Source organism: Candidatus Sulfidibacterium hydrothermale, assembly GCF_020149915.1.
Lineage (GTDB): Bacteria > Bacteroidota > Bacteroidia > Bacteroidales > F082 > Sulfidibacterium > Sulfidibacterium hydrothermale.
This window is the reverse complement of record NZ_CP083760.1, coordinates 654,675-679,980: the sequence shown is the minus strand read 5'-3', so window position 1 is coordinate 679,980 and position 25,306 is coordinate 654,675. Positions and strand designations below refer to the sequence as shown.

Sequence of the window (25,306 nt, the reverse complement as noted above, 5' to 3'; positions counted from 1 at the left end):
TACCTGTTTTATGACAAAAAACAAAAAAGGAACTTTGTATTTGTTTCCGGTAACACTGGGAAACAACGACCAGATTCATCATGTTATTCCGGAATGGAATCATCAAATTTTACATACAATCCGGTATTTTGTAGTAGAAAATATCCGCTCAGCCCGGCGCTTTATCCGGAAAAGCGGACATCCTTTACCCATTGACGACATGCAGTTTTTCGAGCTGAACAAACACACACCCGAAGAAAAGATTGCTTCTTTTCTGAAACCATTAACAAAAGGAGAAGATATGGGTGTGTTATCGGAAGCCGGCACACCGGCGGTGGCCGACCCCGGAGCACAGGTTGTTCAGGAAGCCCACCGGCAAAACATACGCGTGGTTCCGCTTACCGGCCCCAACTCGCTGATACTGGCATTAATGGCATCAGGATTCAATGGACAGCAATTTCGTTTTCACGGCTATCTTCCGGTAGATTCAAATCTAAGGGCCAAAAAGATCCGCGAGCTGGAACAGCATGCCCAAAAGTACAACGAAAGCCAATTGTTCATCGAAACTCCTTACCGGAACCGTCAAATGCTGGAAACCCTGTTAAAAGTATGCCGGCCCCAAACACAACTTTGTATTGCCTGTAATCTTACCCTTCCGGACGAATGGATTATATCAAAAACTATTGGCCAATGGAAAAAAGAAAAAGCAGACTTTCATAAAAAGCCTGCCGTTTTCATTTTGTTTTCATAAAAAAAAGACAACCGCAAACAGCCGTTACCCTTTTGTTTTTTTATTCATGGTGGTGACCACCGGCATGGGCATGTCCGTGGGCCAACTCTTCTTCCGTAGCATCGCGCACATCCAGTACGGTGCCTGAAAAATAAAGATTTTCACCAGCCAACGGATGATTAAAATCCATAATCACGCTGTCATCTTCTACGGCCAGCACTTTGCCATCCAACGGATTACCCTGATTGTCCTGCATGGTAATGGTTTTTCCAACAGCAACCATTTCAGGATCAAATTTTCCATCGATTTCAAAGATCTTTTTATCCAGTTTCAAAATGGCTTCGTCCGAAGGATTACCATATCCTTCTTCGGCTGAAAGTTGAAAACCAAACGTATCACCGGCTTCCAAACCGTTGATATTTTTTTCAAAAGCGGGGAGTAATGCTCCCACGCCAAATAATTGTACAAAAGGCCGGCTTTCGTCAACCTGTTGAATAATTTTTCCATTTTCATCATTCAGGCGTAAGGTATAGGTCATGGTAACCACCTTGTTATTTCCTGCTTTCATTTGTTTATAATTTTTGTTATTGACTATATGAATTTACCATGACCGACAAACATTTCCTTAAAAAGGCAATATCAAAACCAATCACGGGTATTTCTAAAATTTTCATTAAAAATCTGAAATAAAGCGGATGCAAAGGTAGGTATAATTATCTTTGTGCTATGAAAACGAGAAAGAATTGCAGTAAATTCCTTTCTTTTTCACGAAATAAGTATTTAATTTTCACGGGTTAATGTAAAATTCCATAAACAAGTTTAATTTACAGCCATTTTACCAAAACTTAAAACGAGAAAGCCTTGCAAAATACCATTCTTAAAATTAACGGACTCAGTAAATCTTACGGTAGGCTAAAAGCACTGGACAATCTGACATTGACGGTTGAAAAGGGAAATGTTTATGGTATTTTAGGGCCTAACGGTAGTGGGAAAACCACCACATTGGGAATTTTACTTGACATTATTAAGCCTGACAGTGGAAGTTTTCGCTGGTTCGGACAAGATCCGGATGCCCGGCTTCGCCGGCGCATTGGCGCATTGCTGGAGCAACCCCTGTTCTACCCGACTTTATCGGCTGTGGACAACCTGAAAATCGTAGCCGACATTCGCCGTGTTCCGTACAACCAAATCGACCAGGTACTGGAACAAACCGGCATGGGAGAAAAAAAGCTTTATAAATACAGTACGTTCTCTTTGGGAATGAAACAACGCCTGGCCATTGCTGCCGCACTGCTTGGAAATCCGGAAGTACTTATCCTGGACGAGCCCACCAACGGACTGGATCCGCGCGGAATTGCCGACATCCGGAACCTGATCATCCGGATAGCCCGGCAGGGAACCACCATCATTCTTGCCAGCCATCTTTTAGATGAAGTGGAAAAGGTTTGCACCCATGTTTTGGTTCTCGAAAAAGGGAAAAAACGGTATGCCGGACCGGTAAAAGAAGCCCTTGGAAAAGCCAACATCATGGAAGTAGCCGCTTCATTGCCCGAAGAACTGCATCAGGCACTTCAGACCATTCCGGAAATCAAATCCATTGTCCAAAAAAATGAAAAATTTGTTATCGAAACAGAAGAGCAGCTGACACCGGACCGGCTCAACAAAATGCTGGCCGAAAAAAACATTTTCCTGACCCATTTAACCGAGCAACAAAAAACACTCGAAAACTATTTTTTGGAACTTTTATCCGACAAATCATGAAAAGACTCCTCCTTATCGACTTTCGAAAATATTCACACAACCGGACTTTCTGGACTTTGGGGATATTGTATCTGGTACTCATGGTTTTTGTTTTTGTGGTCATTCAGTCTTTTTTAAATCATGCCGTTATCAATGCCGGGAAAAATTCTTCCGTTGCCATTCCCCAATTTTCGTTGTATAGTTTTCCGTATGTCTGGCACAACTTAGCCTATCTGGCCGGGTTTTTTAAGATTTTCCTCGCGCTTATTGTTATCATTTTTGTGACCAATGAATTTCAATACAAAACCATTCGTCAAAATGTGATGTCCGGAATGAGCCGCACAGAATTTATCGGTTCTAAAATCATTTTTGCCGGAATGATTGCTTTGGCAGCCACCTTGATTTTGTTGTTATCCGGAGGGATACTGGGACTGGCCAATACCGAAAAAATTACTTTTGTTTCTGTTTTTTCACAAATGCAATTTGTAGCCGCTTATTTTCTGGAAATATTCACCTTTTTATTGTTGGCACTGTTGTTTGCCTTTGTGCTTCAAAAACAAGGATTGGCCATCGGCATTTTTGCCCTTTATTATTACGTGCTAGAACCGATTTTGGGCTATCGGCTTCCGGCTCATGTGGCCCGCTATCTTCCTGTAAAATCCATTACCCATCTTATTGATGTTCCCAATTCAGCTTTGATGAAACTTTTTGGAGTACAATTCAGGACAACCATTTCAATGGCAGATGTTGTTGCTTGTTTCACTTATTCTCTGCTGTTCTCCGTACTGATTTATCTTTATCTAAAGAATCGGGATTTATAATATAATCTCCCTGACCGGAACAACCGGTAAATTTTTTAATGTCACTAACAAATACAAAACGGTTCATACCCATGCTAAAAAAATATTTTTCTTTTTCATTCATCCTGCTCCTCCTGATGGCCGCTGCCTCCTGTTCAAGAAAAGGTTTGCCAGTAGAAAAACAAACTTTTTCTTCTGCTAACGGAAAATACGATGCCGCTCCGCCGGCCGCCGGGGTTTCTTCGGCCTTAAGTCAAATTGCCCAATCCGTTTACAAACTCAACGTAATTGCTTTTTATAAAAGTTACGCTTTTTATCCGGAAGAAAAAATGACGCTGCCGGCTTTCCGGAAGAAAATAGCTACCGAAAAAATTTATGCTTCATCCATTGCCAGCAAATCGGTTTTGGGTACGGCTTCGGTTATCGGAAGTAATGAACAACAGACCCTGTTTTTAACCTGTGCCCACGTAGTTCATTTTCCGGATACTGTCATCAACTATTTTCCTGATCATCCCGGAGTTATCAGCAGCATCTCCATTAAAGTAAAACAAAAAAATTATGTTGCCGGACTGGAATATCCGGAAGCCGTTTTGCTGGCAGCCGATACGGTAAATGACATTGCCCTGTTGAAAGCCCGACATACCCCAAACGAAAAAATGCAGGCAATTCCATTTAAGCCGGGAAATACAAACGAATTAAACTGGGGAACTTTTGTTTACGTGATGGGATTTCCGAAAGGACAAAAAATGGTGGAAAGCGGCATTGTTAGCAAGCCCGAAAAACCCAACAGCCCGTTTTTTCTGATCAATGCTGTTTTTAACCGGGGCATCAGTGGCGGACCCGTTTTTGCTTTACGCGACGGAAGCAATGGTTTTGAATGGGTAGGGATGGTCAAATCATCTCCCGCGACCGATATCTTTTATCTGGAACCGGCAATAAACAACAAAAACCAGTATAATCCGGCAGCTCCCTACCATGGCATACTACATATTAACAAAAAAAAGATGATAAATTATGGAATTACTTTTTCGGTTTCAATAGAAGAAATTGTTAAGTTTGTCGAAGAAAAGAAAGCTGATTTGAAAAAACAAGGGGTTGATATTCAGACAGTTTTCGATCAAATACCATGATAAAAACTGGTTTTTATCATTTTTTAGGGGGCGATTTGAAAGAAAAAGAAAAAAAGAGAAAAACGGAGGGCGAATATCTTAAATATAAGATCAGCTTCGGAAAAAGAGTATTCGATATTGTCTTTTCCATTTTTGCTTTGCTCTTCTTTTTACCGGTTATCATCCTGATTGCCATAGCCATCAAGCTGGAAAGTAAAGGGCCGGTAATCTTTTCTCAGAAAAGAGTAGGAACCGGTTACGATATCTTTACATTTTATAAATTCCGCACCATGCGGAAAGATGCGGATAAAGAAAAACAACATCTTTCCAATTTAAATGAATACCTGAAACAGGAACATAATCCGGAACTACAGCTTAAGAAATATAAACTCGATGACTGCCCCGAATGTAAACGCCTTGGCCATGCCTGTTCACCCATTCTTTACATTGACGGTGTTGAGATATGCGAGAACAATTACCACCGGCTCCGGAAACTTAACCTGCTCCAGAACACCTTTTTCAAAGTAAAGGAAGATCCGCGCATCACTAAAGTAGGACGGTTTTTACGGCAATACCACCTGGATGAAATTCCACAATTCTATAATGTTTTACGCGGTGACATGTCGGTTGTGGGAAACCGCCCGCTGCCATTGTACGAAGCCGAGCACCTGACTACCGATGAATGGGCTTACCGGTTTATGGCTCCTGCCGGCATTACCGGACTCTGGCAAATTCATGCTTCCGAAGTCCATAACCCGGAAGAACGGATTGCTTTTGACAACCAATACGCCATGATTGCCGGTTTTGGCACCGATCTGAAAATCATTCTCAAGACCATTATTACCTTTTTCCGGTTTAGGAAGGTGTCGTATTAAGCTTCTCTATTTGTTTTTCAATGGCACTTTTACGTTGTAATAACGTGGGATGCGAGTAATGGAAAAAAACATACAGCGGATGCGGCTGCAAATTACTTAAACTGGATACTGACAACCGGATCAAAGCATTGACCAGACTTTTTCCCAACCCGGCAGAAACGGCAAAAGCATCCGCCTGATATTCATGACGGCGCGAAAGAACATTCTCCACAATCCCCAATATAAATGAAACCGGAGCATAAAGCAGCGAGAAAGCCAGCAATCCGGCATAAAATGAAGCGTTCTGCACACCAATTGCCTGCGAAAATTCCGGCATGGACAACGCTTTGCCCAACAGGAAAAATAAAACCAGCATTTCGGCCAGCGAAACTACAAGCCCTTTGTAAATGTGTTTCTTGCGGTAATGCCCGATTTCATGAGCCAATACGGCAACAATCTCTTCTGTGGAAAGTTCTTCCAGCAAGGTATCGTACAAAATAATCTTCTTTTTCGGACCTAACCCACTGAAATAAGCATTTGCTTTTGTACTTCGTTTAGAGCCGTCCATAATATAAATTCCGGTGAGGGGAAATCCGGTCTGTGCGGCCAATTTTTCGATGGCCGTTTTGAGTTCTCCTTCTTCAAGTGGCCGCAATTTATTAAACAGGGGAACAATAAGCGAAGTATAAAACATGGCCATAAAAATCATAAAAAGGCTCACTCCGGCAAAGGCAATAAGCCAAAAAACTGCTCCGCCGGCAGTATAAGCCCATTGTATAAACAAAAGCAATCCGCCACCAACAACACCACTGACGAGCCACATTTTCAGCTTATCGGTAACAAAAACAGGAACTGTTGTTTTGTTAAACCCAAATTTTTCTTCAATAACAAAAGTACCATACCATTGAAACGGCAACGTAAGTACATCAAGAGAAAAACCCAAAATTCCAAAAAACAAAAGGGTTTGCCCGTACGGATTGGGAGTAAGCTTTCTGACTACCTCATCCAAAAAAGCAAAACCATGAAAAAGCAACATGGCCAACACCAACAAAAACACAAAAGCGGATTGCACCATCGACAACCGGCTGTTGGCTTTCAGATATTGCTGTGATGCCGCATATTTTTCTGCATTGTAAATACCCGACAATGCTGCAGGAAGCTCCGGACTAAGATGTTTTAAATTCAACCGGTCGAGCCACCGTTCAAACACGAAATCCAAAACAAGAATCCACAATATCAGTTCAAACAACAGATGAGCCATTTTTATTTTTTTAGATATAACCTACAATCCGATAAACCAGATACCCAAAAACTTCATGAACCATTCCGTTCCATATCAGAAAATTAGCCGCATCCGGAATCAAAAAATACTCCGGATTCCATTGCACATCCGTATTGAGCAAATTGGTAACATAAGGCGTTACTTTTATTCCCTCATGTCTGAAACAGGCCAAAGCACGACGCATATGTAACGAAGAAGTAAACAGCAAAACAGAATGGAGACGGGGATGGCGACGAAGGATTTTTTTGGCATAAACCGCATTTTCATGGGTGTTTTCCGCCAGTGTATCCGTCAAAATATCTTTTTCAGGAATTCCGATGCGCACCAAAAAATCATGCAATAACCGGCCCTCTTTCACCTGCAAATACATCAGGTTTCCGGAAGCTCCGGTTACCATTATCTTTTTGATTTTTCCCTGTTTATACATTTCTACGGCCTGCAGCAACCGGTCAATATTTCCTTTGTAAGTTACCCGGTGAACTTTTGCATCATAAGTAGCTGTTGAACCGCCTAATACTATTCCCACATCATATTTCCGGTGAACAGGTACCGGCTGAATCGTCCACAACGAAACCAGTTTATTCACCAAAAAAGTGTTGGAAAACAAAAACAACAATACAAAAGCGGTTACCGTACAACGCCGTATTGTTTTAGCTTTTCGTGAGAAAATGGCAACAGCCAGCAATCCCACAATCCACACCAAAGGATGAAAAAGATAAGTAAGTATTTTGGATACAATAAAAAACATGGCACAAAAAATACGGTCCCCAGCAAAACACCGGGAATCAAAACAGCAACATCACCTATCGGGAAATCCGGAAATGAAATCCGGATCAGGTACTCATGGCACCACACACATTAATCACCTGTCCGCTTACGTAAGACGAGAGTTCTGATGCCAGAAATGTAGCCACATCAGCAACATCTTCCGGTTTTCCGGCACGACGTAACGGAATGGTTTTTATCCATGCTTCACGCACTTCTTCCGACAGCTTTTTAGTCATTTCGGTTTCGATGAACCCCGGAGCAATGGCATTACAACGGATTCCTCTGGAGCCCAGCTCTTTGGCCACCGATTTGGTAAAACCAATCAGTCCGGCTTTAGAAGCAGAATAATTTGCCTGGCCGGCATTTCCGTTCACGCCCACCACCGAACTCATGTTAATAATCGAACCACTGCGTTGTTTCATCATATAACGCTGAACAGCTTTTGTAAGATTAAAAGCCGATTTCAGGTTTACCGTCAAAACAGCATCCCAGTCCTGTTCGGTCATACGAAGCAACAAATTATCCCGCGTGATTCCTGCATTATTCACCAAAATATCTACTTTTCCAAAATCTTTTACCACTTGGTTTACCAATTTCTCGCTATCGGAAAAAGAGGCCGCATTGGAGGCATACCCTTTGGATTTTACACCCAAAGCCGCAATTTCTTTTTCTGTAGCCGCCATATTTTCATCATAATTCAAATCGCTGAAAGCCACATCGGCACCTTCAGCAGCAAATTTCAGGGCAATTGCCTTACCTATTCCTCTTGCTGCTCCCGTGATAAGAGCAACTTTTCCAGTAAGTAAATTCATATTCTTTGGATTTTAAAGTTTCGAGGGTCAAATGTACATGAAATTTTTTGTGCAGCATACCGGCCTGTCAATTCAATAAAATTTTTTCGTGTATATCGATTTTATTTTATTCGTAATTTTGCAGCGCTATGGATATCGAAAAATTTAAACAGGAACTGGACGAACTTTTCCGGCTTTTTAACAAGCTAATGGAAAAACAGGGCTCAGAAATGGAAAACATTCCGGGCATCAATAAAATGATGGTCGAACAGTTTAAAGTGTTTTTCACCAACTACGAAAGCATGAAAGACCAGATTGCCTACCAGTTACAAGGTCAGTTTGGCGACTCCATTCAAGAGATGGTGGAAACCCTCATCCGGCAATTACGTGACGAACTGGGAGAAGAAGACTGGATGATTGCACAGGAAGAGGAGCCTCAGGCTGAGATTTCCCATACACCTACTCCACAGGGAGGAACCACAGATCCGGAAAAAGAGATCGCAGAAATTGACGAGATGCTGAAAAATCCAAATCTGACACCGGAACAAATTGATGCCTTGCTCGACCGCCGTTCACAGCTAAAATAAGTTTTCTCATTAAAAAATGATCCGGAACCTCCGGCCTGCCTATGTTTGAAAAAATCAAACGTTATTTCAGGAATTATTTTAAAAAGCGAAAACCATTCGCTATTGCTACCGATATCTTGTTTTGGGGACTGATCATCCTGCTCATTATTCCTTCTACACGGGTTCCGGTTTCTGCTTTTTTTATTCGGCTTACCTCGTTTGCACCGTCAGAATTAAAAGCCGATAAACAATATCAACTTTCGGAAAATACCCTGCAATGGCCGGTTCAGGATTTATCAGGGAAAACCGTTCCGTTTTCCTCCTTCTTAAAAAAACCTGTGTTTGTAAATGTCTGGGCAACATGGTGTCCGCCCTGCCGTGCAGAACTGCCCGGCATTCAAAAGCTGTACGAAGAGTATAAAAACCAGGTTCAGTTTATCTTGTTAACCAACGAAACAACAAATCTCATCACCACATTTGCCCAAAAGCATCATTATAACGATTTACCCTTTTTTCGGTATCATTATTTGCCCCCTGACTTTTCTACCAAAAGTATTCCGGCCACCTTTATCATTTCAAAAGAAGGGAAAGTGGTTTTAATAAAAAAAGGAGCCGCACGCTGGAATGCCGGCAAAGTAAAAAAGCTACTTGAACAGCTTATTAAACAATAAAAGGGTATATGATTTGTTATATCTTTGTAAAAATCTTTGTAAAATTTTAAACAGAAAAATATGAAACGTCTTCCGTTAATCCTTGCTTTAATCGTTCTGTTTTCAGGCATCCAGTATGTCCAGGCCCAATCATCACTTACCGAAAGTGCCATGAAAAAAGTAACCATCGGACTGGATATATTTACCGATGTGTGGGTTAATGCTCCTACAAATGTGGATATCAGAGCAATAAACCCATCAGCCAATACTTATCTGACTTACAATTTTGTTGTAGGAAACAGTAAAAATCTCACTTTTGGTATTGGAGTGGGTGTGGGAAATCACAACATGTACAGCAACGATGGGGTAATTGAAAATATAAAAGCCGATACCATCCGTTATGTTCCGGTTGATTCTGACGTGGACATGAAACGTTCGAAATTATCGGTTACCTATCTTGAATTTCCGATGGAATTACGGTTTAAGAGCCCCAAAGGATTTAAAATAAGTCTTGGTTTCAAATTGGGATACCTGATTGACAGCAAAGAAAAATATGTGGGAAACACTACGGCTTACGAATCTACACAAGTAATAAAAAGGAAACGAATCAGCCAGGTAAACACTTTTTCCTATAGCCCGACTTTCCGACTGGGATACAAATCATTCAATCTGTTTTTCTCTTATTCACTGGGCACTGTATTCCGTGTTGACCATGGTCCGCAGCTCCATCCCATGTCAATTGGTATCACGCTTACTCCTTTTTAGAGTAAAAAGAAAAGCGTACTCATAACGCCTACGCCGAGGAGCCATCCCGAGTAAACTTCAAAAGGGGTATGGGCTTTGCATTTTAACCGGGCATAACCGGTTAATCCGGAAATGATAATTACACCAAAAAGGTAAAAATAAAGCGGGATTCCGGATGTAATCCCAAAAGCTATCAATGCGCCGGTGAATCCGCCCCAGGCCATCATGTGCTGGCTGATCTTATAAAAATAGTTCAAAACTATCCCCAGCAACACCAACACAGTAGAACCCAACATAAAAAGGGTAGCCGGCTGAAAAACCGGTAATTGTTTTAACGAATAAAAGGCAACATAAAAAAAGGTTGCGATAATCATCATCGGGAAAAACCGCTCGTTTCTGCGGCGCATTTCCAGACTCTCTATTATTTTAAACAACCACATCCCTACAGCAACAAGAGACGGTAAAACAAATGTGAGAATAAAAACAAAAAGCAACACCGTTCGTTTGATATGTGCAGGAATACCCAGCAACTGATACAACGGCAACCTGAAAAGAACCAACAAGAAATAAGAGGGAACCAACAGCGGGTGGAAAAGGAAAGAAAAGATGCGCGCCAACGTTTTTTCCATGGATTTCATTTTACAGTAAAAACCACTTTTAATTATTCAGTTCTTTCCGAAGCCGGGCAACCGGAATACCCAGTTGTTCACGATATTTGGCCACGGTGCGGCGGGCAATAGGATAACCTTTTTCGCGAAGCGCTTTCATCAGTTGTTCATCGGTAAGAGGTTTTTTCTTGTCTTCGTTTTCAATCAAATTCTTTAAAATGGTTTTTACTTCCCGGGTCGACACTTCTTCGCCATCGTCTTTTTTCATCGACTCACTAAAAAAGCTTTTCAGCAGAAAAGTCCCAAAAGGCGTTTGTACGTATTTGCTGTTGGCCACCCGCGAGATGGTAGAGACATCCATTCCCACAATATCGGCAATATCTTTCAGAATCATGGGACGCAACTTGGTTTCATCGCCCGTCAAAAAATATTCCCGCTGGTAATCCATAATGGCTTTCATGGTAATATAAAGCGTATTCTGCCTTTGCTTTACTGCTTCAATAAACCACTTGGCCGAATCCATTTTCTTTTTAATAAAGCTAAATGTTTCTTTTTCCGCCTTTCTTTTTTTACTCTTGGCCAGATCGTTGAGCATAGCAGAATACGTCTGACTCACCCGTAGTTCGGGCATATTCCAGGTATTCAGCGTAAGTTCAAGTTCACCGTTATTGTTGGTAATGGTAAAATCGGGGATAATGTATTGGTTGGTACGGGAGGTTTCGCCCAAAGAATTTCCAGGTTTCGGATTTAACGACAATATTACATCCAGCGCTTCTTTAAGTTGCTGTTCCGTAATATTGAGCCGTTTCATGATTTTTTCATAGTGCTTTTTGGTAAATTCATTGAAGTAGCGTTTTAGGATTTTATACGCAATCTCCAGGGTTTCCGAATCTTCGGTTTTCATTTTATGTTTCAGCTGAATCAGCAGGCACTCCTGCAAATTGCGGCCACCCACGCCCGGAGGATCAAATTCCTGAATGATGGAGAGCACTTCTTCCACATCTTCTTTTTTCACCTCGAGATTTTGCATGAAAGCCAAATCATCCACCATGGCATCCACCGACCGTTGCAGATATCCTGAATCGTCAATATTTCCAATGATATACTCTCCGATTTTGCGTTTTTTCTCGTCGAGGTGTTGCATTCCCAATTGCTGTTTCAGCAATTCATGAAAGCTGATACCGGTGGAAAACGGAATTTCTTTGCGTTCTTCATCACGACTCCGGTTATCAATTTGCAGCTTATACTCCGGAATTTCATCTTCACTTTTGTAATAATCCTCTACATCAAAATCGTCATGCAGATCATCGGTCGATTCCTGAATATCCGGTTCATCCGGACTTTCTTCGGCTTTGTTTCCCTCAAAATCTTCCGATTGGTTTTCAAAAGTGTCGGCTTCAAGAGCGGGGTTCTCTTCAATTTCCTGTTTTATCCGTTGCTCCAGTTCGTTGGCAGGAATCTGCAATAGTTTCATCAACAGAATTTGCTGAGGAGAAAGCTTTTGCAATAATTTTTGCTGTAATCGCTGCCGTAACATAGTTTACCAATTAGTCGTATTACAAATGTAAAAAGTTTTTTAAAGTGGCATGGTTTTAGTGGAAAATCTTTTTCACAAAAACAAAACAAAAAAGGCTGTCCGGCATAATTCCGGACAGCCTTTTTTATATAAAATACTTTTTAGTTAAAAATGTACCGGAGTCCGATCTGCATTTGCCATTTGGAACGCAAAGAAACGTCATCTACGTACGAGCTTTTCAGGTTAGGATCAAATTTAAAATAAGGAACACCGTTTTTATCCACACCGGTAACCGTAATCGGTTCGGTAGTGGTGGCAAACTTACGAACACCCCATTTTGAACTGATCATATTCCCCAGGTTCAAGATATCCACTGAAATCTGGAACTTATGTTTGTTATTTTTGTCCACAGCAATATCCTGCAAGAATCTAAAATCAAGCTGGCTGTACCAGGGCAACATCGCGCCATTCCGTTCAGCATATTTTCCACGACGGGTTTTCAGATAATCATCCTGATTAATAAATGCATTCAGGGCAGCCCATTGTTCGGCGGCATCAGGAGCTACGGTGGCATTTCCATCAGCATCAACGGTTCCAAAATGAATATCATTTTCATCTTTCGGTACATAAATCAGGTCGTTATTTATAATATTATCCTGATTTAAATCACCGGCATATACGTACGAATAACGACCGCCTTTTCCGGTTTCATAAAAGAAAGAGAAAGTGGAAGCCATTCTGCCATACCGAATGCTATAAGTAGCACTGGCAATAATCCGGTGTTGTAATCCAAAACCAGACCAGGAATACATAGAATGATTGGGATTGCCCACTACAGGACGACTCTGAAAAGCGTTGGCAGCAATTTTCGATGTTAAAGAGGTAATGTCTTTGGCATCCAGATAACTATAAGCAGCCATCAAATTCAAACCAAAATCCCAGGTTTTCGACACTTTAGCCGTAAAAGTATACTGGTATCCTTTGCTCGAGTTATCCATAACAATGGTTCCGGCATCAAGATAACCAATGGCATCCGGACTTGATGAATAGATATTTCTTTCGGCAAAGCTGGTAAAAATCTGACGGGTATCCCCGGTTCCAGTCAAATTACCGGTAGGCGGTTTCATGTTGTAATTGTGGTGAATAATTCCGGTAATGGTTTTGGAATAAATATTTTCGATAGTCACCATCCAGTTTTTACCCAGTTTCATATCAATGGCCAAATCGTTTTTCCATTCTTGTGGCCAGCGGAAATCATCCACAGTAGCATTTACCTGATAGGTGTATCCCGGATAAATACCGGCGTTGGTCGACTGGTTTCCGAGCCATACAAAAGGAATTCGTCCACTGAAAATTCCGGAACCTCCCCGCAACTGCATGGTTTTGTCACCTTTAATATCCCAGTTAAAGCCAATACGTGGCGACCACATGATTTTCGACTTCGGCCATTTGGTAGCATCCACTTTTACCGGATTACCATTTTCGTCTACCCAGCCGTCAAAATTTTTAACCACATCGGTAGCTTCTGTTTCAGGAATCTGGTTGAAATAGATAGGAACATCAATACGTAAACCATAAGTCAGGTTAAAACGGTCACTAATCTGCCATTCATCCTGAGCATACAGTGCCAACTGTCCAACTTTCAAATAAGAAACCTGGTATGGTTTTTTTTGTGATTCCCGAACCTGCTCGTTAAAGTTTATTCCGGTAATGGAGTCGTTTTCCAAAAAGCTTTTTACACTGTAAAACTTATCCCAGGGATAATAAAATAAGTTAAAGGAATTTTCAAATCGGAAATAATCGAAACTTACTCCCCCGGTGATGGTATGTTTATTAGCATAATAGCTTAAGTTATCCGAGAACTGAATAACATCCTGATTCAAAATATTATGTGTTGAAAACATTTCGGATCCAGCAGTAATTGCCAACTGTCCGTACTGGTTAAAAATATCAACTACCGGAAAAGGTTTTGAAAAAGGAATACGATAGTCACGAAAAGCCGTATAACCGGCAATTATTTTGTTTGAAACTTTATTGGAAAAAATAGAGTTTAACTCGGCTACAATCGATTGCAGGTTGTTATAAATTCTGTACGAAGAATTTTCAAACGGCAAACGGTAGCTGGTCGGGCCACGTCCAATAATGGCTGTAGGATGAGGAAGTTTATCCTGCCATGAATGAAGCATATTATACCGAACCGTCAGGTTGTGATTTTTTGAAATGTTCCAGTCAATTTTTGCCAGGATTTTATAATTCTGTTTCTGATGATTATATCCCTGATAAGCTCCCGGGTCGTAACCCCAGTAATCTCTAAAGCGTTCCTGAACCATCCGGATACTATCTTCCGATACAGTAGTCACATTGGATTGTCCGATGTTCTGATCGTTATAAGCCACCCAGTTATGAGCCAATTCGTCACGGGCTTCTCCTTCGGCATTTACAAAGAAGAAAAGTTTGTTTTTAATAATCGGCCCGCCAAAGCTAACCCCATATTGCTGGGTATTAAAATATAAGTTCGGAGCATCAACATCCCCTACTTTTGTACCCACCATGTTTTTATCACGGAAAAAGGTATAAATACTTCCTTTAAAGGTGTTGGTTCCTGATTTGGTTACCGCATTAATACCGGCACCGGTAAAACCTCCTTCCCGCACATCGAACGGAGCCAAAGAAACCTGAACCTGAGCAATGGCATCAAGGGAAACCGGCTGGGCATCGGTTTGTCCGCCCGGCGTGGCATCACCCAAACCAAAGGAGTTATTAAAAACCGAACCATCCAAAGAGAAGTTGTTATAACGGTCGTTATTACCGCCAAAACTATACCCGTCTGATTCGGGGGTAAGCCGGGTAATATCTTTCAGACTTCGTTTAATGGTAGGCATGTCCTCAATTTCTTTGTGACTGATGCTGGTCATGGCCCCCGTACGGTCTGCATTGATCACGCCGGTAGTATTACCCTTAATTTCCACCTCTCCGATATTTACAGAGGTTTCGGTTAAAACCACTTTAATATCAGCGGTTTTGTTCAGGTCAAGGTAAAGGCCCTTGACTTCTTCTGTTTTATACCCCACAGAACTCACTCTGACGGTATACGGACCGCCAATTTTCATGTTCCGGATATAGAACAACCCATCTTCCGAGGTAATTGTTCCGTATTGTGTTCCGGTAGGTGTGTGGATGGCTAAAACCGTAGCGGCAAAAAGCGGTTTGCCATTTTGGTCAACCACCTGTCCCTTTAATGCTGCAGTGGTTACCCCCTGCGAATAAACTGATGTACTTAACCCCCACATAACAAGCAGGAGCATTGAAAAACGTAAAAATAACTTCATAAGCGTTAATTTTTGGATTAAAAAATAAAGGATCGAAAGGTATAGCAAATATTCACTTACGTTAATCCGTTTTTTTTGTTAAATTTTAACGGTTATTAACAAATGGAAGTGAACCGTATGTTAAAAAACTGAATAAAAGAAGGTTATTTTTACGTCAATTTGTTCAAAAGTCGAAAAAAATATTTAAATTTTCGAAACCATACAAAATAAGAAATTGTCAATCAGAATTTTACCGTTTTACTGTTCCGATAAACCATCCTGAAGCTCTTTAAATACCGCGTTGACTTCATTTTCGGTCTGATGTAAAACGGCTTTGCAAATACGGATTAATTCTGCCGCTCTTTTTACCTTTCCGGACAACTCATCAACCGAAATATTTTCATTTTCTATCTCTGAGACAATCTCTTCCAGCTCTTCAAGCGCTTGTGAATAATTTAACTTTTTCATGCCTTTTTTATTTGATAATACTTTTTATTTCACCGTCGAACAGACGGGTAATCATTTCCCGGCCTTTTTCTACCTGCTTTACCGATTGTAAAAGTTTTCCATTCATAGTGGAAATACTGTACCCTTTTTTTAGGATATTTTCCGGCTTCATCAGGTCAACCTTGCTCTCCACGTGGTCAACACGGTCTTTTTCCCGCCTAAATCGCTGCTGAACATATATTTGCAACAACTTTTGCACATTCAACAGCTTTTCTTTTTCAAATTGTGTCTGTTGTATCGGAGCATATTTTAAAGATGAAATAACACGATAAAAATGATTTTGTTGCCGGGAAAGAAACTGTACGCTTTGCTGTTCAAAATTTTTCAACACATAATTCCAGTGTGTTTCATAATATTGAAAAAGATTCCGGGTTTGATTTTCAAACATACCAGCCATTTGAAGAAAAGCCTGTTTTTCAGTCTTCAATTTATTTTGTGAAAACCGTATCAGCTTTTCTGCAGCCTCATCTACACGATTTTCAAAATCCTGAAATCGCCGGAGAAAAAAATGAGCCGCTTCGGTAGGTGTAATTTTGTTGGCATAGGCCACCATCTGCACAACGGTCAGGTTGGTAGAATGACCTATTCCGGTAATTACAGGCAAAGGGCACTGTGCCACGGCTTTAGCAAGAAGATAATGATCGTAGGCATTCAATCCCACATCACCACCTCCACCCCGGATAATAACTACGGCATCAAACTGATGAGAGCGGTCAGCAATGGCGTTCAGCTGCGAACGAATGGATTGTACTGCACCATCACCTTGTAACAAAGCCGGAAATAATGTCAGCTGAAACCGATAACCTTCCGCATTATTTTCCAAAATATTCCGGAAATCGCTGTATCCCTTGCTCGTTTCCACAGAAATAACGGCTAGCCGTTTAGGCAACAATGGCAAAGTCCGTTTTTTGTTTTCATCCAAGAGGTTTTCTCTTTTCAGCTTTTCAATGGTGAGCTGTTTTTCGCGGGCCATTTCGCCCAGAGTAAAAGATGGCTCCACATCCAGGATGTTCAACGCCAAGCCATAACGTTCATGAAAATTGATTTTTGCCAGGAACAAGATTTTTTGTCCGTCTTTTAACGGTTCACCCGTCACCTCCACAAACTTTTGATTGATCCGGCCATAATTTCCGGCCCACAGGTTCGCACGAATCTGGGCTTTAACCACTCCTTGCTGCTTTTCCACCAAATCGGGATAACAATGGCCGCTTTGGGGATAATAATTCAACTTGGCAATTTCGGCTTTAATCCAATATGCATCCGGATAGGTATGCTGTATCATCCGGCTAATGCTTTTAGAAAGCTCCAGCAGGCTGTAAATCTTACGGTTATTTTCTGTTTCCGGCATAGGCACAAAGATAAGGCGAAAAAGATAATTCTATTTTGTCAGCACGGTTTTAATTTACCTGAAAATCCCCATAAAATCATCGTCCGGGCGGATGCCCGGACGATGAAGAGCGTGCCATGCGGCAACAGATAAAGCCGTGACGCAATTTTATTGGTTGGATATCAAAATACGGCTTGGTTCATTTGGTTCATTTCAATCCCAAAGCAGATGAGTTCCGGATGTTTTTTCTAACTTTCCGCCACATTTAGGACAGGGACGTAGTTGCGTATCCCATTTTACCAAATGCTTTTTTGAATGACAGAGGGGACATTTTCCTGCATTCAATTTTTTAAATTTTTCGCCTGTCCGGTATTCAATCACAACATCTACCACTTCCTTGCATTTCAAGCAAATAAACGTATCTGTCTTTATCATCATGCCAACATCTTGCCCACCGGAAACAAGCGTAGAATAGCCGCATTTTTTACACTGGTATGTCCACCGCTGTCCCATAATTTACAGCTTACTTTCAACGTTTTTTTTGATTTGCTTTAAAATTCTTTCCATACTTCGATCTGAAAATCTCCCTTCCAATTCCCCATCAAAAAACCGGTTAACTCTAATAAACATTGAGATCAATTTTAACAACGTGATCGTATCTCGATTTTCAAAATCTTTTTTAGAGGCTATTTCTCTGCCTTCTTTCCAATTAACCCAATTAAACGCAATTAATAAATCAAGTTTATCCAATGTATCTATTAAATCCCAGACAATCTTTTTTTCAATAATCGGTTCTATTACAAAACCTTCCGGATTATCGGCGGTTTCAACCCACCCGCCACTTTCTATAAAGTCTTCCGTTTGTTCAATTTCAGGAATTAAGTCAAATAATTTCTTCCAGTCTTTTTTTGATAGCTTATTAATTGTTGAAGAAATATTTTTTAGATCATTATACATTTTGTTGCGTTTTTTTCAGCATGAAGCATCGGTATGTTAGCCAACGTTGTTATTATTTCCATTTCTCTGTTAATAATCTTTTATACATCGAATAGCAAATCCTGATCTTTTATTTCCAACATACAATGAAAATCTTTCGACACTTGGTGACTTATGGTTAATATACCGGTACCAAGCGTAAGTATTGTCTTCTTCTGTAGAAGACCACCAAAAAGTGTTATCATTAATCCAATTAAAACTTCCATCATAATAATTTCTAGCCCCACTTGGTAAAGCAGTAAAACCACTTTCATTGGTAGCACCAACATTTTCACTCTCCCAATGTTCAGTTCCTCTTTCTTTTAATTTTCCACCTGCAATACTATCTCCACCCAAATAGTTAATTAAAATTCCCCATTCTTTATCTGTAGGTATGTGCCAACCCGTTGGTGCTAATCTTCTTGGGTCAGAAACAGCATACCAGTTATATAACATTCCATACGTAGCAATAGAATCTGCATTCTTTATGTTATTATAACTACAATATGCACCAGAAGTGGTGGTGTCCCATTTTGCATTTTCAGTTACATTAATGACCGGATCTCCATTCCGATAATGAATTGTACGCAGATTTTCAGCCATCCATATCTGAGAACCAATTTTAATTGTTTTATAGACATTTCCATCTTGGTCAGTCATCGTTCCATATTTAAGATTAGGATTAAAGGCGGCTGTGGTTTTCCCCTTGGTTAAATTTACCAAGTCGACATTCTTTTTTTCGCAACTTGTCACTGTTATTATAATAAATCCAATTATAAGAATCAGATTTATTAAATCTTTATTTTGTTTTTTCATTTTAGTATGATTTACTTGTCATCATCTTCAATATGCTGGCTAACTCCTTATATCTTAATACAATACGGTTATCCCCGAAATACTCCCGGACAATTGTGCTCTTCCCAAATAAATACTGTGAGACCATTCATGGCTGCAAGGGTTTGGTTTTTTGGTTGCTGTAAAGTTAAGAAAAAACTGAAAATATTGTTCGGTTTAATTTAACTGGAAAATTCACATAGAAACTGTTGTCCGGGCATCCGCCTGGACAATGAAGGGCAAAAACCAGCAGGCACTTTTAAAGTGGATCCAGCAAAAGGACAACAACGGTCTTTTTGTTTTTTTAGGATTTCTGTTTTCGCCAATGGTACGGCTTTTGTGAAAACTTTCCTAACTTTGGAGAATATGTTCATTTAAATCATGATGTTCCATTGGACATTCGTGTATCGAATAATTTTCAACCATGAATTGTTCTGTGTAACGTAAAATATAAAAAAATAAACCATGAAAGCAGCTGTCATAACAACCTATCCGCCGCGCGAATGCGGAATTGCCACATTTACAGAAAACCTGATCCGGTCTATTCCGCATGAAGCTGACGGAAAAAAAGAGGAAAACAACATTTTTGTGGTAGCCATGACGGATAAAGACGGAGCTTATGCCTATCCTGACATTGTCAAGTACAGCATCCGCGAAAGCCACCAGAAAGACTATTTAAAAGCAGCTGACTTTATCAACTACAGTGCGGATATTTGTATTCTGCAACATGAGTTTGGCATTTTCGGCGGGAACAGCGGCGTTTATATCCTGCCACTCATCAACCGGTTAAAAGTTCCGTTGATGGTTACCTTTCACACCGTACTGAAAGAACCCACTTTTAGCGAAAAAGCCATCATCACCGAAATTGGAAAAAAGGCGGATAAGATCGTGGTGATGAGTAAAATGGCGGTAAATTTCCTGGAAGAAATTTACCAGATTCCACGCCGGAAAATCACCATTATCGAACATGGATTCCCTGAATTTGACTACCAAAACCACGATGATTACAAGAAAAAGTTCCATCTCGAAGACAAAATTTCTCTTATGACTTTCGGGCTGCTGAGCCGGGGAAAAGGCATTGAAACCGTTATCCGGGCTTTGCCCCGCGTGGTGGAGAAATTCCCGCAGGTAGAATACCTCATTATTGGAAAGACCCATCCGGGCGTAGTCAGGGTTTCCGGAGAAGAATACCGCCATTTTCTGAAACGGCTGGTGCAAAAAAACAAGCTGGGAAAACATGTCGTATTTATCGACAGTTTTTTGGAAGAAAAAGACCTGTGTGCCTATTTGTCAGCTACCGATATTTACATTACACCCTATCCCAACGAAGCACAAATTACCAGCGGCACCCTGACGTATGCTGTGGGAGCCGGAGCAGCCGTTGTTTCTACGCCTTATTGGCATGCGGTTGAATTACTCGACAAAGGTCGTGGGGTTCTCTTTCCGTTCAACGACCATGAAGCATTAGCCGATGTACTCATCGACCTGCTGGAAAACCCGGCAAAAATGAAAGAGATCCGGAATAAAGCCTTTAATTACGGTAAAAAAGTCACCTGGCCGTTACAGGGAAAGAAATATCTAAAAACAGCTGAAACAGCCATCAGAAAACACCAAAAGCCTAAAAATTACAATGAAAAAATTATTGACCCCACCCTGCTGCCGTCACTCAACCTGAGTCATGTAAAACGACTGACCGATGCCACCGGCATCTTACAACATGCCAAATATAATATTCCGGACTATCATCACGGCTATTGTCTTGACGACAATGCCCGGGCGTTGCTGGTGATGACCATGGTACACGAACGGCAAAAAGAACCGGAAGCCATCGATTTGATGTCCACTTATCTTTCTTTTATCAATTATATGCAAAACGAAGATGGCTCCTTCCATAATTTTATGGGATACGACCATCAGTATCTGGATAAAAAAGGTTCGGAAGATGCTTTTGGCCGGGCCGTATGGGCTTTGGGATTTTTATTGGCCCATGCCCCCAACGACGCCTTTTTTCAAATTGCCAAGCACTTGTTCAGCCGTTCCATTCAGCAGTTCAACGATTTGCAAAGTCTGCGCGGGATTGCCAACACATTGATGGGGATCAACTATTATCTGAAACGGTTTCCGTGGGATGAAGGCATGGTAAACATCATGGCCGGCATGGCCGATAAACTGGTGAAAGCTTTTGAAAAAGAAAGTGATGCCGAATGGCAATGGTTCGAACCGATTCTTACTTACGATAACGGACTTCTGCCGGCATCCCTGTTTTGCACTTACGAAAAAACCGAACAGGAAAAATATCTGCAAATTGCTGAAAAAAGCCTTTCTTTTCTTGACAAAACCATTTTCGAAGGCGATCATATCTCTCTCATCGGCAACGAAGGCTGGTTTAAAAAAGGAGGAGAAAGGGCTCGTTTCTCACAACAACCTATTGATGCTATGGCCATGGTGCTGATGTACGAAAAAGCTTACCTGGTAAGCGAAACAAAGAAAGATTATCTCCGTAGAATGTTTACTTCGTACATGTGGTTCCTTGGCGAAAACGATTTGCGTATTCCTTTGTTTGATTACGAAACCAAAGGATGTTGTGACGGACTGGAAAAAGAGGGCGTGAACCGCAACCAGGGAGCAGAAAGCATGCTGGCTTATCTGCTATCCCATCTTACGGTACTAGAAGCTTTTGAAAAAGAAAAAACCATATAAACACGAAAGGAGCTTATCATGAAACCCGTGATCCGCTATGCAAAAAATCCCATCCTGACGAAAGAGGATGTGCCGTATCCGGTAGCTACCGTACACAATGCTGCCGTGGTAAAACACAACGGAAAATACGTGATGATCTTCCGATCACATCTTCATAACGGAAGAAGCATCCTCGGCATTGCCGACAGTGAAAACGGAACGGACTTTAAAGTCAGGAAAAAACCTTTTATGACTCCGGAAGACAAAAGTCCATACCAGGAATATGAATCATGGAGTATCGAAGATCCTCGAATTACTTTTATTGACGGGGAATACATCATTACTTATAGCGCTTACTCGCCACACGGAATACGGATAGGGCTGGCCAAAACCCGTGATTTTGAGAAAGTGGAACGCTTTTCCATGATCACTGAAGCCGATTATCGCAATGTGGTCATTTTCCCGGAAAAGTTCAACGGTTTATATGCCCGTCTCGACCGGCCTCATTCCGAAATCAGCCCCTGGTCGATCTGGATTTCCTATTCTCCTGATTTGCGCTATTGGGGCGAATCGAAACGGATTATGAATCCTGTTCCGTACCATTGGGATGAAATGAAAATTGGTCCGGGAGCGCCTCCCATAAAAACCGACAAAGGCTGGCTGAACATCTATCATGGTGTTTTCCCTACGATGGATGGCAGTGTTTACCGGCTGGGCGTGGCATTACACGATTTAAATGATCCGTCCAAAATCATAGGCGTAAGCGATGACTGGATTTTACAGCCTGAAGATCCGTGGGAAATCACCGGTTACGTGCACAATGTGGTATTCAGCTGCGCTGCCGTTCCGGAAGATAACGGTATTATTCGCCTTTACTGGGGCGGAGCAGACACCGTGATGTGTACCGGAACCGCACGAATTGACGATTTGGTAGAAATGTGTTTAACCCACTCAAGAAAAGCCATTCCCTGATATGGATGATATTCTGAAAAACAAAAAGATCGCTATTTTATCACCGGCCTGCTGGCGCACCCCGCCACGAAAATACGGCCCGTGGGAACAGGTGGCATCCAATATTGCCGAAGGATTGGTAAACCGTGGCTACGATGTCACCCTTTTTGCCACAGCCGATTCGCTGACCAAAGGAAAACTGGAAGCAGTATGTGACAAACCTTACGGCGAACATCCCGAAATGGATGCCAAAGTGTGTGAGTCCTTGCACATTTCTCATTTTATGGAAATGGCGGATCAGTTTGATATCTTACACAACAACTACGATTTTCTTCCGCTGACCTATTCACGACTGATCAAAACCCCGATGGTCACCACCATTCATGGTTTCTCTTCTCCCAAGATCATTCCGGTTTACAAAAAATACAATTCCACGGGCTGGTATGTCTCCATCAGCAATTCCGACCGCAGTCCGGAACTGGATTATATAGCCACGGTGTACAACGGCATCTATCCCGACGATTTTCATTTCAGAGAAAATCATGGCGACTATCTGCTTTTCTTTGGACGTATTCATCCCGAAAAGGGAACAACAGAAGCGATAGAAATTGCCCGTCAGGCCGGAATGCGACTGATCATTTCCGGACTCATCCAGGACGAAAAATACTTTAACGAAAAAGTAAAGCCACAAATTGACGGAGAACAGATTGTGTACGTGGGGAATTCCGGCCCGAAACAACGCGATAAGCTGCTTGGCGAGGCTTATGCTTTGCTCCATCCCATCCGTTTTGAAGAACCATTCGGACTGAGCGTAGCCGAAGCCATGATGTGCGGAACGCCAGTGATCGCATTCAACCGCGGTTCAATGCCGGAACTTATTTTACATGAAAAAACAGGATTTCTGGTGCAAAACGTTCACGAAGCAGTAGCGGTTTTGCCCCAGGTAAAACAACTCCGGAGAAACGATTGCCGCTCACATGCCCTCAGTCATTTCAGCATCAACAAAATGATTGACGGCTATGTAAATGTTTACCGGAAAATTTTGGAACAGGTATCATCAGGGCAATAAAAACCCGGCGTCACGGCTATTTCTTAGTTTTTTACCGGTGTGAGCTGATTCAGTAAGTCATTCAGCTTAAATTTTACAATTCCGGAACGGGTGTCAGAAGCCGCATAAGGCAATATTACCCATTCGTTATGCAGCAGGGCGCCACAGGCATATACTACATTCGGGACATAGCCGTTTCGTTCGGTTTCGCGAGGTACCAGCAGCGGGTCTTTCAATTCGCCAATCACTTTTGACGGATCGTTCAAATCCAGCAAAATAGCACCCAGCGAATACGTACGTACCGGACCTACACCATGGGTCAGTAATAACCATCCCTTCGGGGTTTTGATGGGAGAACCGCTGTTCCCAATTTGGATAAATTCCCAGAAAAATTTGGGTTCACGAATCAACACCGGATTTTCCCAATAATTCAGGCTGTCGCTGTACATGATGTACAGGTTTTCGTTGTCGTTGCGCGAAATCATGGCATATTTCCCGTTGATCTTTTCCGGGAAAAGGGCCATTCCTTTATTTTGCGAACCCGGGCCGGTCATAGTGCTGATTTTGAAACGGAAAAAGTCTTTGGTTTCAATCAACTGCGGAAGTATGGTAATCCCGTTGTAAGCCGTATAAGGGGCATAATAGGTGTATTTTCCGTTTCCGCCACTAAAAGCCACAAACCGGGCATCTTCTATAGCGCGGATATCGGTAGTGGAACGGGGGAAGATCACTCTTTCCGAAATATCGGAATCATCATGAAATTCTATCTCGTAATTTGACCGTAAAATCCAGTACAGCGTATCAATGGCTTGTTCTTCTTTGGGGGTAAGGATTCCTTTTTCGCGAAAATGTTTAATACTTTCTTCCAGTTCCTCGGCCGTAAAGTTATCCAGCAAATCATCAAAAATGGACTTTACCCATTCATATTGCCCCATATCCGACAGTTTCATGATAAAATCCTGTTTGCTGTACTCCGCCGAATGAATGATTTTGGCTTTTTCCACCAGGTGGCTCAACTCATCCATTTCGATATCGCCGGTTTCATCCAGCGTGCCACTCCGGAAAACCACCGACGACATGTGCCCTTCGCCGACAGCACGAAAACTGATAATGACTTTCAATCGCCGTGCAGCCATATCTTCCGGTGTTTGAAAAGGATGCGGTACAATGGATGGGTTGAACAAAGCAGCCGACTCAATGGAATATTCCAACGTAAAATAAGCCCCTACCAACAATTTGTTTTCCAACGAAAGCTCATTGTAAATGGTAATATCAAGATGTTTGATAATCTCATCGAAATTATCCTTAAAAATACGTTTTACATTTTTGTGCCTTTTTTCAAAATTGGAAATAATTTGTTCCAAAATCCGGCCTTTCTCTTTTTCAGAAAGCTTTAGCACACGGTCTATCACCTTATAAATGCGCACTTTATCTAAGCCAAAGAGTTTGGTAATCACCCGGCTTTCATCAGGAAGAAAAGAAATTTTCTGCCTGTAAATTTTCACTTTGCTATGAGCATAATTCATGGCCCTGTTTTTTT

23 protein-coding genes are annotated in these 25,306 nt (G+C 41.5%); 11 read left to right on the top strand and 12 right to left on the bottom strand.

Annotation, left to right across the window (positions count from 1 at the left end; all coding sequences use genetic code 11):
* The first annotated feature begins 10 nt into the window (after positions 1-10).
* Complete coding sequence (locus tag LA303_RS02670; RefSeq protein ID WP_240526393.1) at positions 11-730, top strand: SAM-dependent methyltransferase; 720 nt, start codon at positions 11-13, stop codon at positions 728-730.
* A gap of 40 nt (positions 731-770) precedes the next feature.
* Here the strand turns inward: LA303_RS02670 and LA303_RS02665 are convergent, their stop codons facing one another.
* Positions 771-1,277: an FKBP-type peptidyl-prolyl cis-trans isomerase gene (locus LA303_RS02665; protein WP_240526392.1), complete on the bottom strand. Its 507-nt coding sequence runs from the start codon at positions 1,275-1,277 to the stop codon at positions 771-773.
* 293 nt (positions 1,278-1,570) lie between these two features.
* Between LA303_RS02665 and LA303_RS02660 the strand changes: the two genes are divergently transcribed.
* From LA303_RS02660 to LA303_RS02645, 4 genes are all read left to right on the top strand, one after another.
* The gene (locus LA303_RS02660) at positions 1,571-2,470 is read left to right on the top strand and encodes an ABC transporter ATP-binding protein (RefSeq protein WP_240526391.1); all 900 of its coding nucleotides are present in this window, start codon (positions 1,571-1,573) and stop codon (positions 2,468-2,470) included.
* Positions 2,467-3,270, top strand: coding sequence for a hypothetical protein (locus LA303_RS02655; RefSeq protein WP_240526390.1), 804 nt, complete (start codon positions 2,467-2,469; stop codon positions 3,268-3,270). Before LA303_RS02660 ends, LA303_RS02655 begins: the two co-directional genes overlap by 4 nt.
* A 71-nt stretch (positions 3,271-3,341) precedes the next feature.
* Positions 3,342-4,379 carry a S1 family peptidase gene (locus LA303_RS02650; protein ID WP_240526389.1) on the top strand — a complete coding sequence of 346 codons (1,038 nt, stop codon included), beginning with the start codon at positions 3,342-3,344 and terminating at the stop codon, positions 4,377-4,379.
* Complete coding sequence (locus LA303_RS02645; RefSeq protein WP_240526388.1) at positions 4,376-5,233, top strand: sugar transferase; 858 nt, start codon at positions 4,376-4,378, stop codon at positions 5,231-5,233. Before LA303_RS02650 ends, LA303_RS02645 begins: the two co-directional genes overlap by 4 nt.
* Here LA303_RS02645 and LA303_RS02640 read toward each other — a convergent pair.
* The 3 genes from LA303_RS02640 to fabG form a co-directional block, all read right to left on the bottom strand.
* The gene (locus LA303_RS02640; RefSeq protein ID WP_240526387.1) at positions 5,214-6,473 is read right to left on the bottom strand and encodes a M48 family metallopeptidase; all 1,260 of its coding nucleotides are present in this window, start codon (positions 6,471-6,473) and stop codon (positions 5,214-5,216) included. The genes LA303_RS02645 and LA303_RS02640 overlap by 20 nt on opposite strands.
* Positions 6,474-6,483: 10 nt before the next feature.
* Positions 6,484-7,242: a YdcF family protein gene (locus LA303_RS02635; protein ID WP_240526386.1), complete on the bottom strand. Its 759-nt coding sequence runs from the start codon at positions 7,240-7,242 to the stop codon at positions 6,484-6,486.
* Between the two features lie 85 nt (positions 7,243-7,327).
* Positions 7,328-8,074: a 3-oxoacyl-[acyl-carrier-protein] reductase gene (fabG, locus tag LA303_RS02630; protein ID WP_240526385.1), complete on the bottom strand. Its 747-nt coding sequence runs from the start codon at positions 8,072-8,074 to the stop codon at positions 7,328-7,330.
* Positions 8,075-8,202: 128 nt separating this feature from the next.
* Here fabG and LA303_RS02625 point away from each other — a divergent pair, with 128 nt between their 5' ends.
* From LA303_RS02625 to LA303_RS02615, 3 genes are read left to right on the top strand one after another with little or no spacing between them, the layout of a single operon-like run.
* Entirely contained in the window at positions 8,203-8,640 is a 438-nt protein-coding gene (locus LA303_RS02625) for a hypothetical protein (RefSeq protein ID WP_240526384.1), read from the top strand.
* A 41-nt stretch (positions 8,641-8,681) separates the two neighbouring features.
* Entirely contained in the window at positions 8,682-9,290 is a 609-nt protein-coding gene (locus LA303_RS02620) for a TlpA family protein disulfide reductase (RefSeq protein WP_240526383.1), read from the top strand.
* 60 nt (positions 9,291-9,350) lie between these two features.
* The gene (locus LA303_RS02615; protein WP_240526382.1) at positions 9,351-10,034 is read left to right on the top strand and encodes a porin family protein; all 684 of its coding nucleotides are present in this window, start codon (positions 9,351-9,353) and stop codon (positions 10,032-10,034) included.
* Here the strand turns inward: LA303_RS02615 and LA303_RS02610 are convergent.
* The 7 genes from LA303_RS02610 to LA303_RS02580 form a co-directional block, all read right to left on the bottom strand.
* Complete coding sequence (locus tag LA303_RS02610) at positions 10,031-10,642, bottom strand: hypothetical protein (RefSeq protein ID WP_240526381.1); 612 nt, start codon at positions 10,640-10,642, stop codon at positions 10,031-10,033. The genes LA303_RS02615 and LA303_RS02610 overlap by 4 nt on opposite strands.
* 28 nt (positions 10,643-10,670) lie before the next feature.
* On the bottom strand, positions 10,671-12,158 hold the full coding sequence (gene rpoN, locus LA303_RS02605; protein WP_240526380.1) for an RNA polymerase factor sigma-54: 1,488 nt from the start codon (positions 12,156-12,158) through the stop codon (positions 10,671-10,673).
* 140 nt (positions 12,159-12,298) lie between these two features.
* Positions 12,299-15,466 (bottom strand): TonB-dependent receptor, encoded by a 3,168-nt coding sequence (locus tag LA303_RS02600; RefSeq protein WP_240526379.1) that lies wholly within the window; start codon positions 15,464-15,466, stop codon positions 12,299-12,301.
* Between the two features lie 237 nt (positions 15,467-15,703).
* Positions 15,704-15,913, bottom strand: coding sequence for an exodeoxyribonuclease VII small subunit (gene xseB / locus LA303_RS02595; protein WP_240526378.1), 210 nt, complete (start codon positions 15,911-15,913; stop codon positions 15,704-15,706).
* 7 nt (positions 15,914-15,920) lie between these two features.
* Positions 15,921-17,300, bottom strand: a complete 1,380-nt coding sequence (xseA, locus tag LA303_RS02590; protein WP_240526377.1) for an exodeoxyribonuclease VII large subunit — start codon at positions 17,298-17,300, stop codon at positions 15,921-15,923.
* Positions 17,301-17,795: 495 nt separating this feature from the next.
* Positions 17,796-18,236, bottom strand: a complete 441-nt coding sequence (locus LA303_RS02585) for a DUF6508 domain-containing protein (protein ID WP_240526376.1) — start codon at positions 18,234-18,236, stop codon at positions 17,796-17,798.
* A 69-nt stretch (positions 18,237-18,305) separates the two neighbouring features.
* Positions 18,306-19,070 (bottom strand): fibrobacter succinogenes major paralogous domain-containing protein, encoded by a 765-nt coding sequence (locus tag LA303_RS02580; protein ID WP_240526375.1) that lies wholly within the window; start codon positions 19,068-19,070, stop codon positions 18,306-18,308.
* A gap of 483 nt (positions 19,071-19,553) precedes the next feature.
* Between LA303_RS02580 and LA303_RS02575 the strand changes: the two genes are divergently transcribed.
* The 3 genes from LA303_RS02575 to LA303_RS02565 are packed head-to-tail and all read left to right on the top strand — an operon-like array spanning position 19,554 to position 23,787.
* On the top strand, positions 19,554-21,788 hold the full coding sequence (locus LA303_RS02575; protein ID WP_240526374.1) for a glycosyltransferase family 4 protein: 2,235 nt from the start codon (positions 19,554-19,556) through the stop codon (positions 21,786-21,788).
* 18 nt (positions 21,789-21,806) lie between these two features.
* The gene (locus LA303_RS02570) at positions 21,807-22,739 is read left to right on the top strand and encodes a glycoside hydrolase family 130 protein (RefSeq protein ID WP_240526373.1); all 933 of its coding nucleotides are present in this window, start codon (positions 21,807-21,809) and stop codon (positions 22,737-22,739) included.
* A 1-nt stretch (position 22,740) separates the two neighbouring features.
* On the top strand, positions 22,741-23,787 hold the full coding sequence (locus LA303_RS02565; RefSeq protein WP_240526372.1) for a glycosyltransferase family 4 protein: 1,047 nt from the start codon (positions 22,741-22,743) through the stop codon (positions 23,785-23,787).
* Between the two features lie 23 nt (positions 23,788-23,810).
* Here the strand turns inward: LA303_RS02565 and LA303_RS02560 are convergent, their stop codons facing one another.
* A complete protein-coding gene (locus tag LA303_RS02560; protein ID WP_240526371.1) occupies positions 23,811-25,292 on the bottom strand; it encodes a glycoside hydrolase family 130 protein in 1,482 nt (493 codons plus the stop codon).
* Positions 25,293-25,306: the final 14 nt, after the last annotated feature.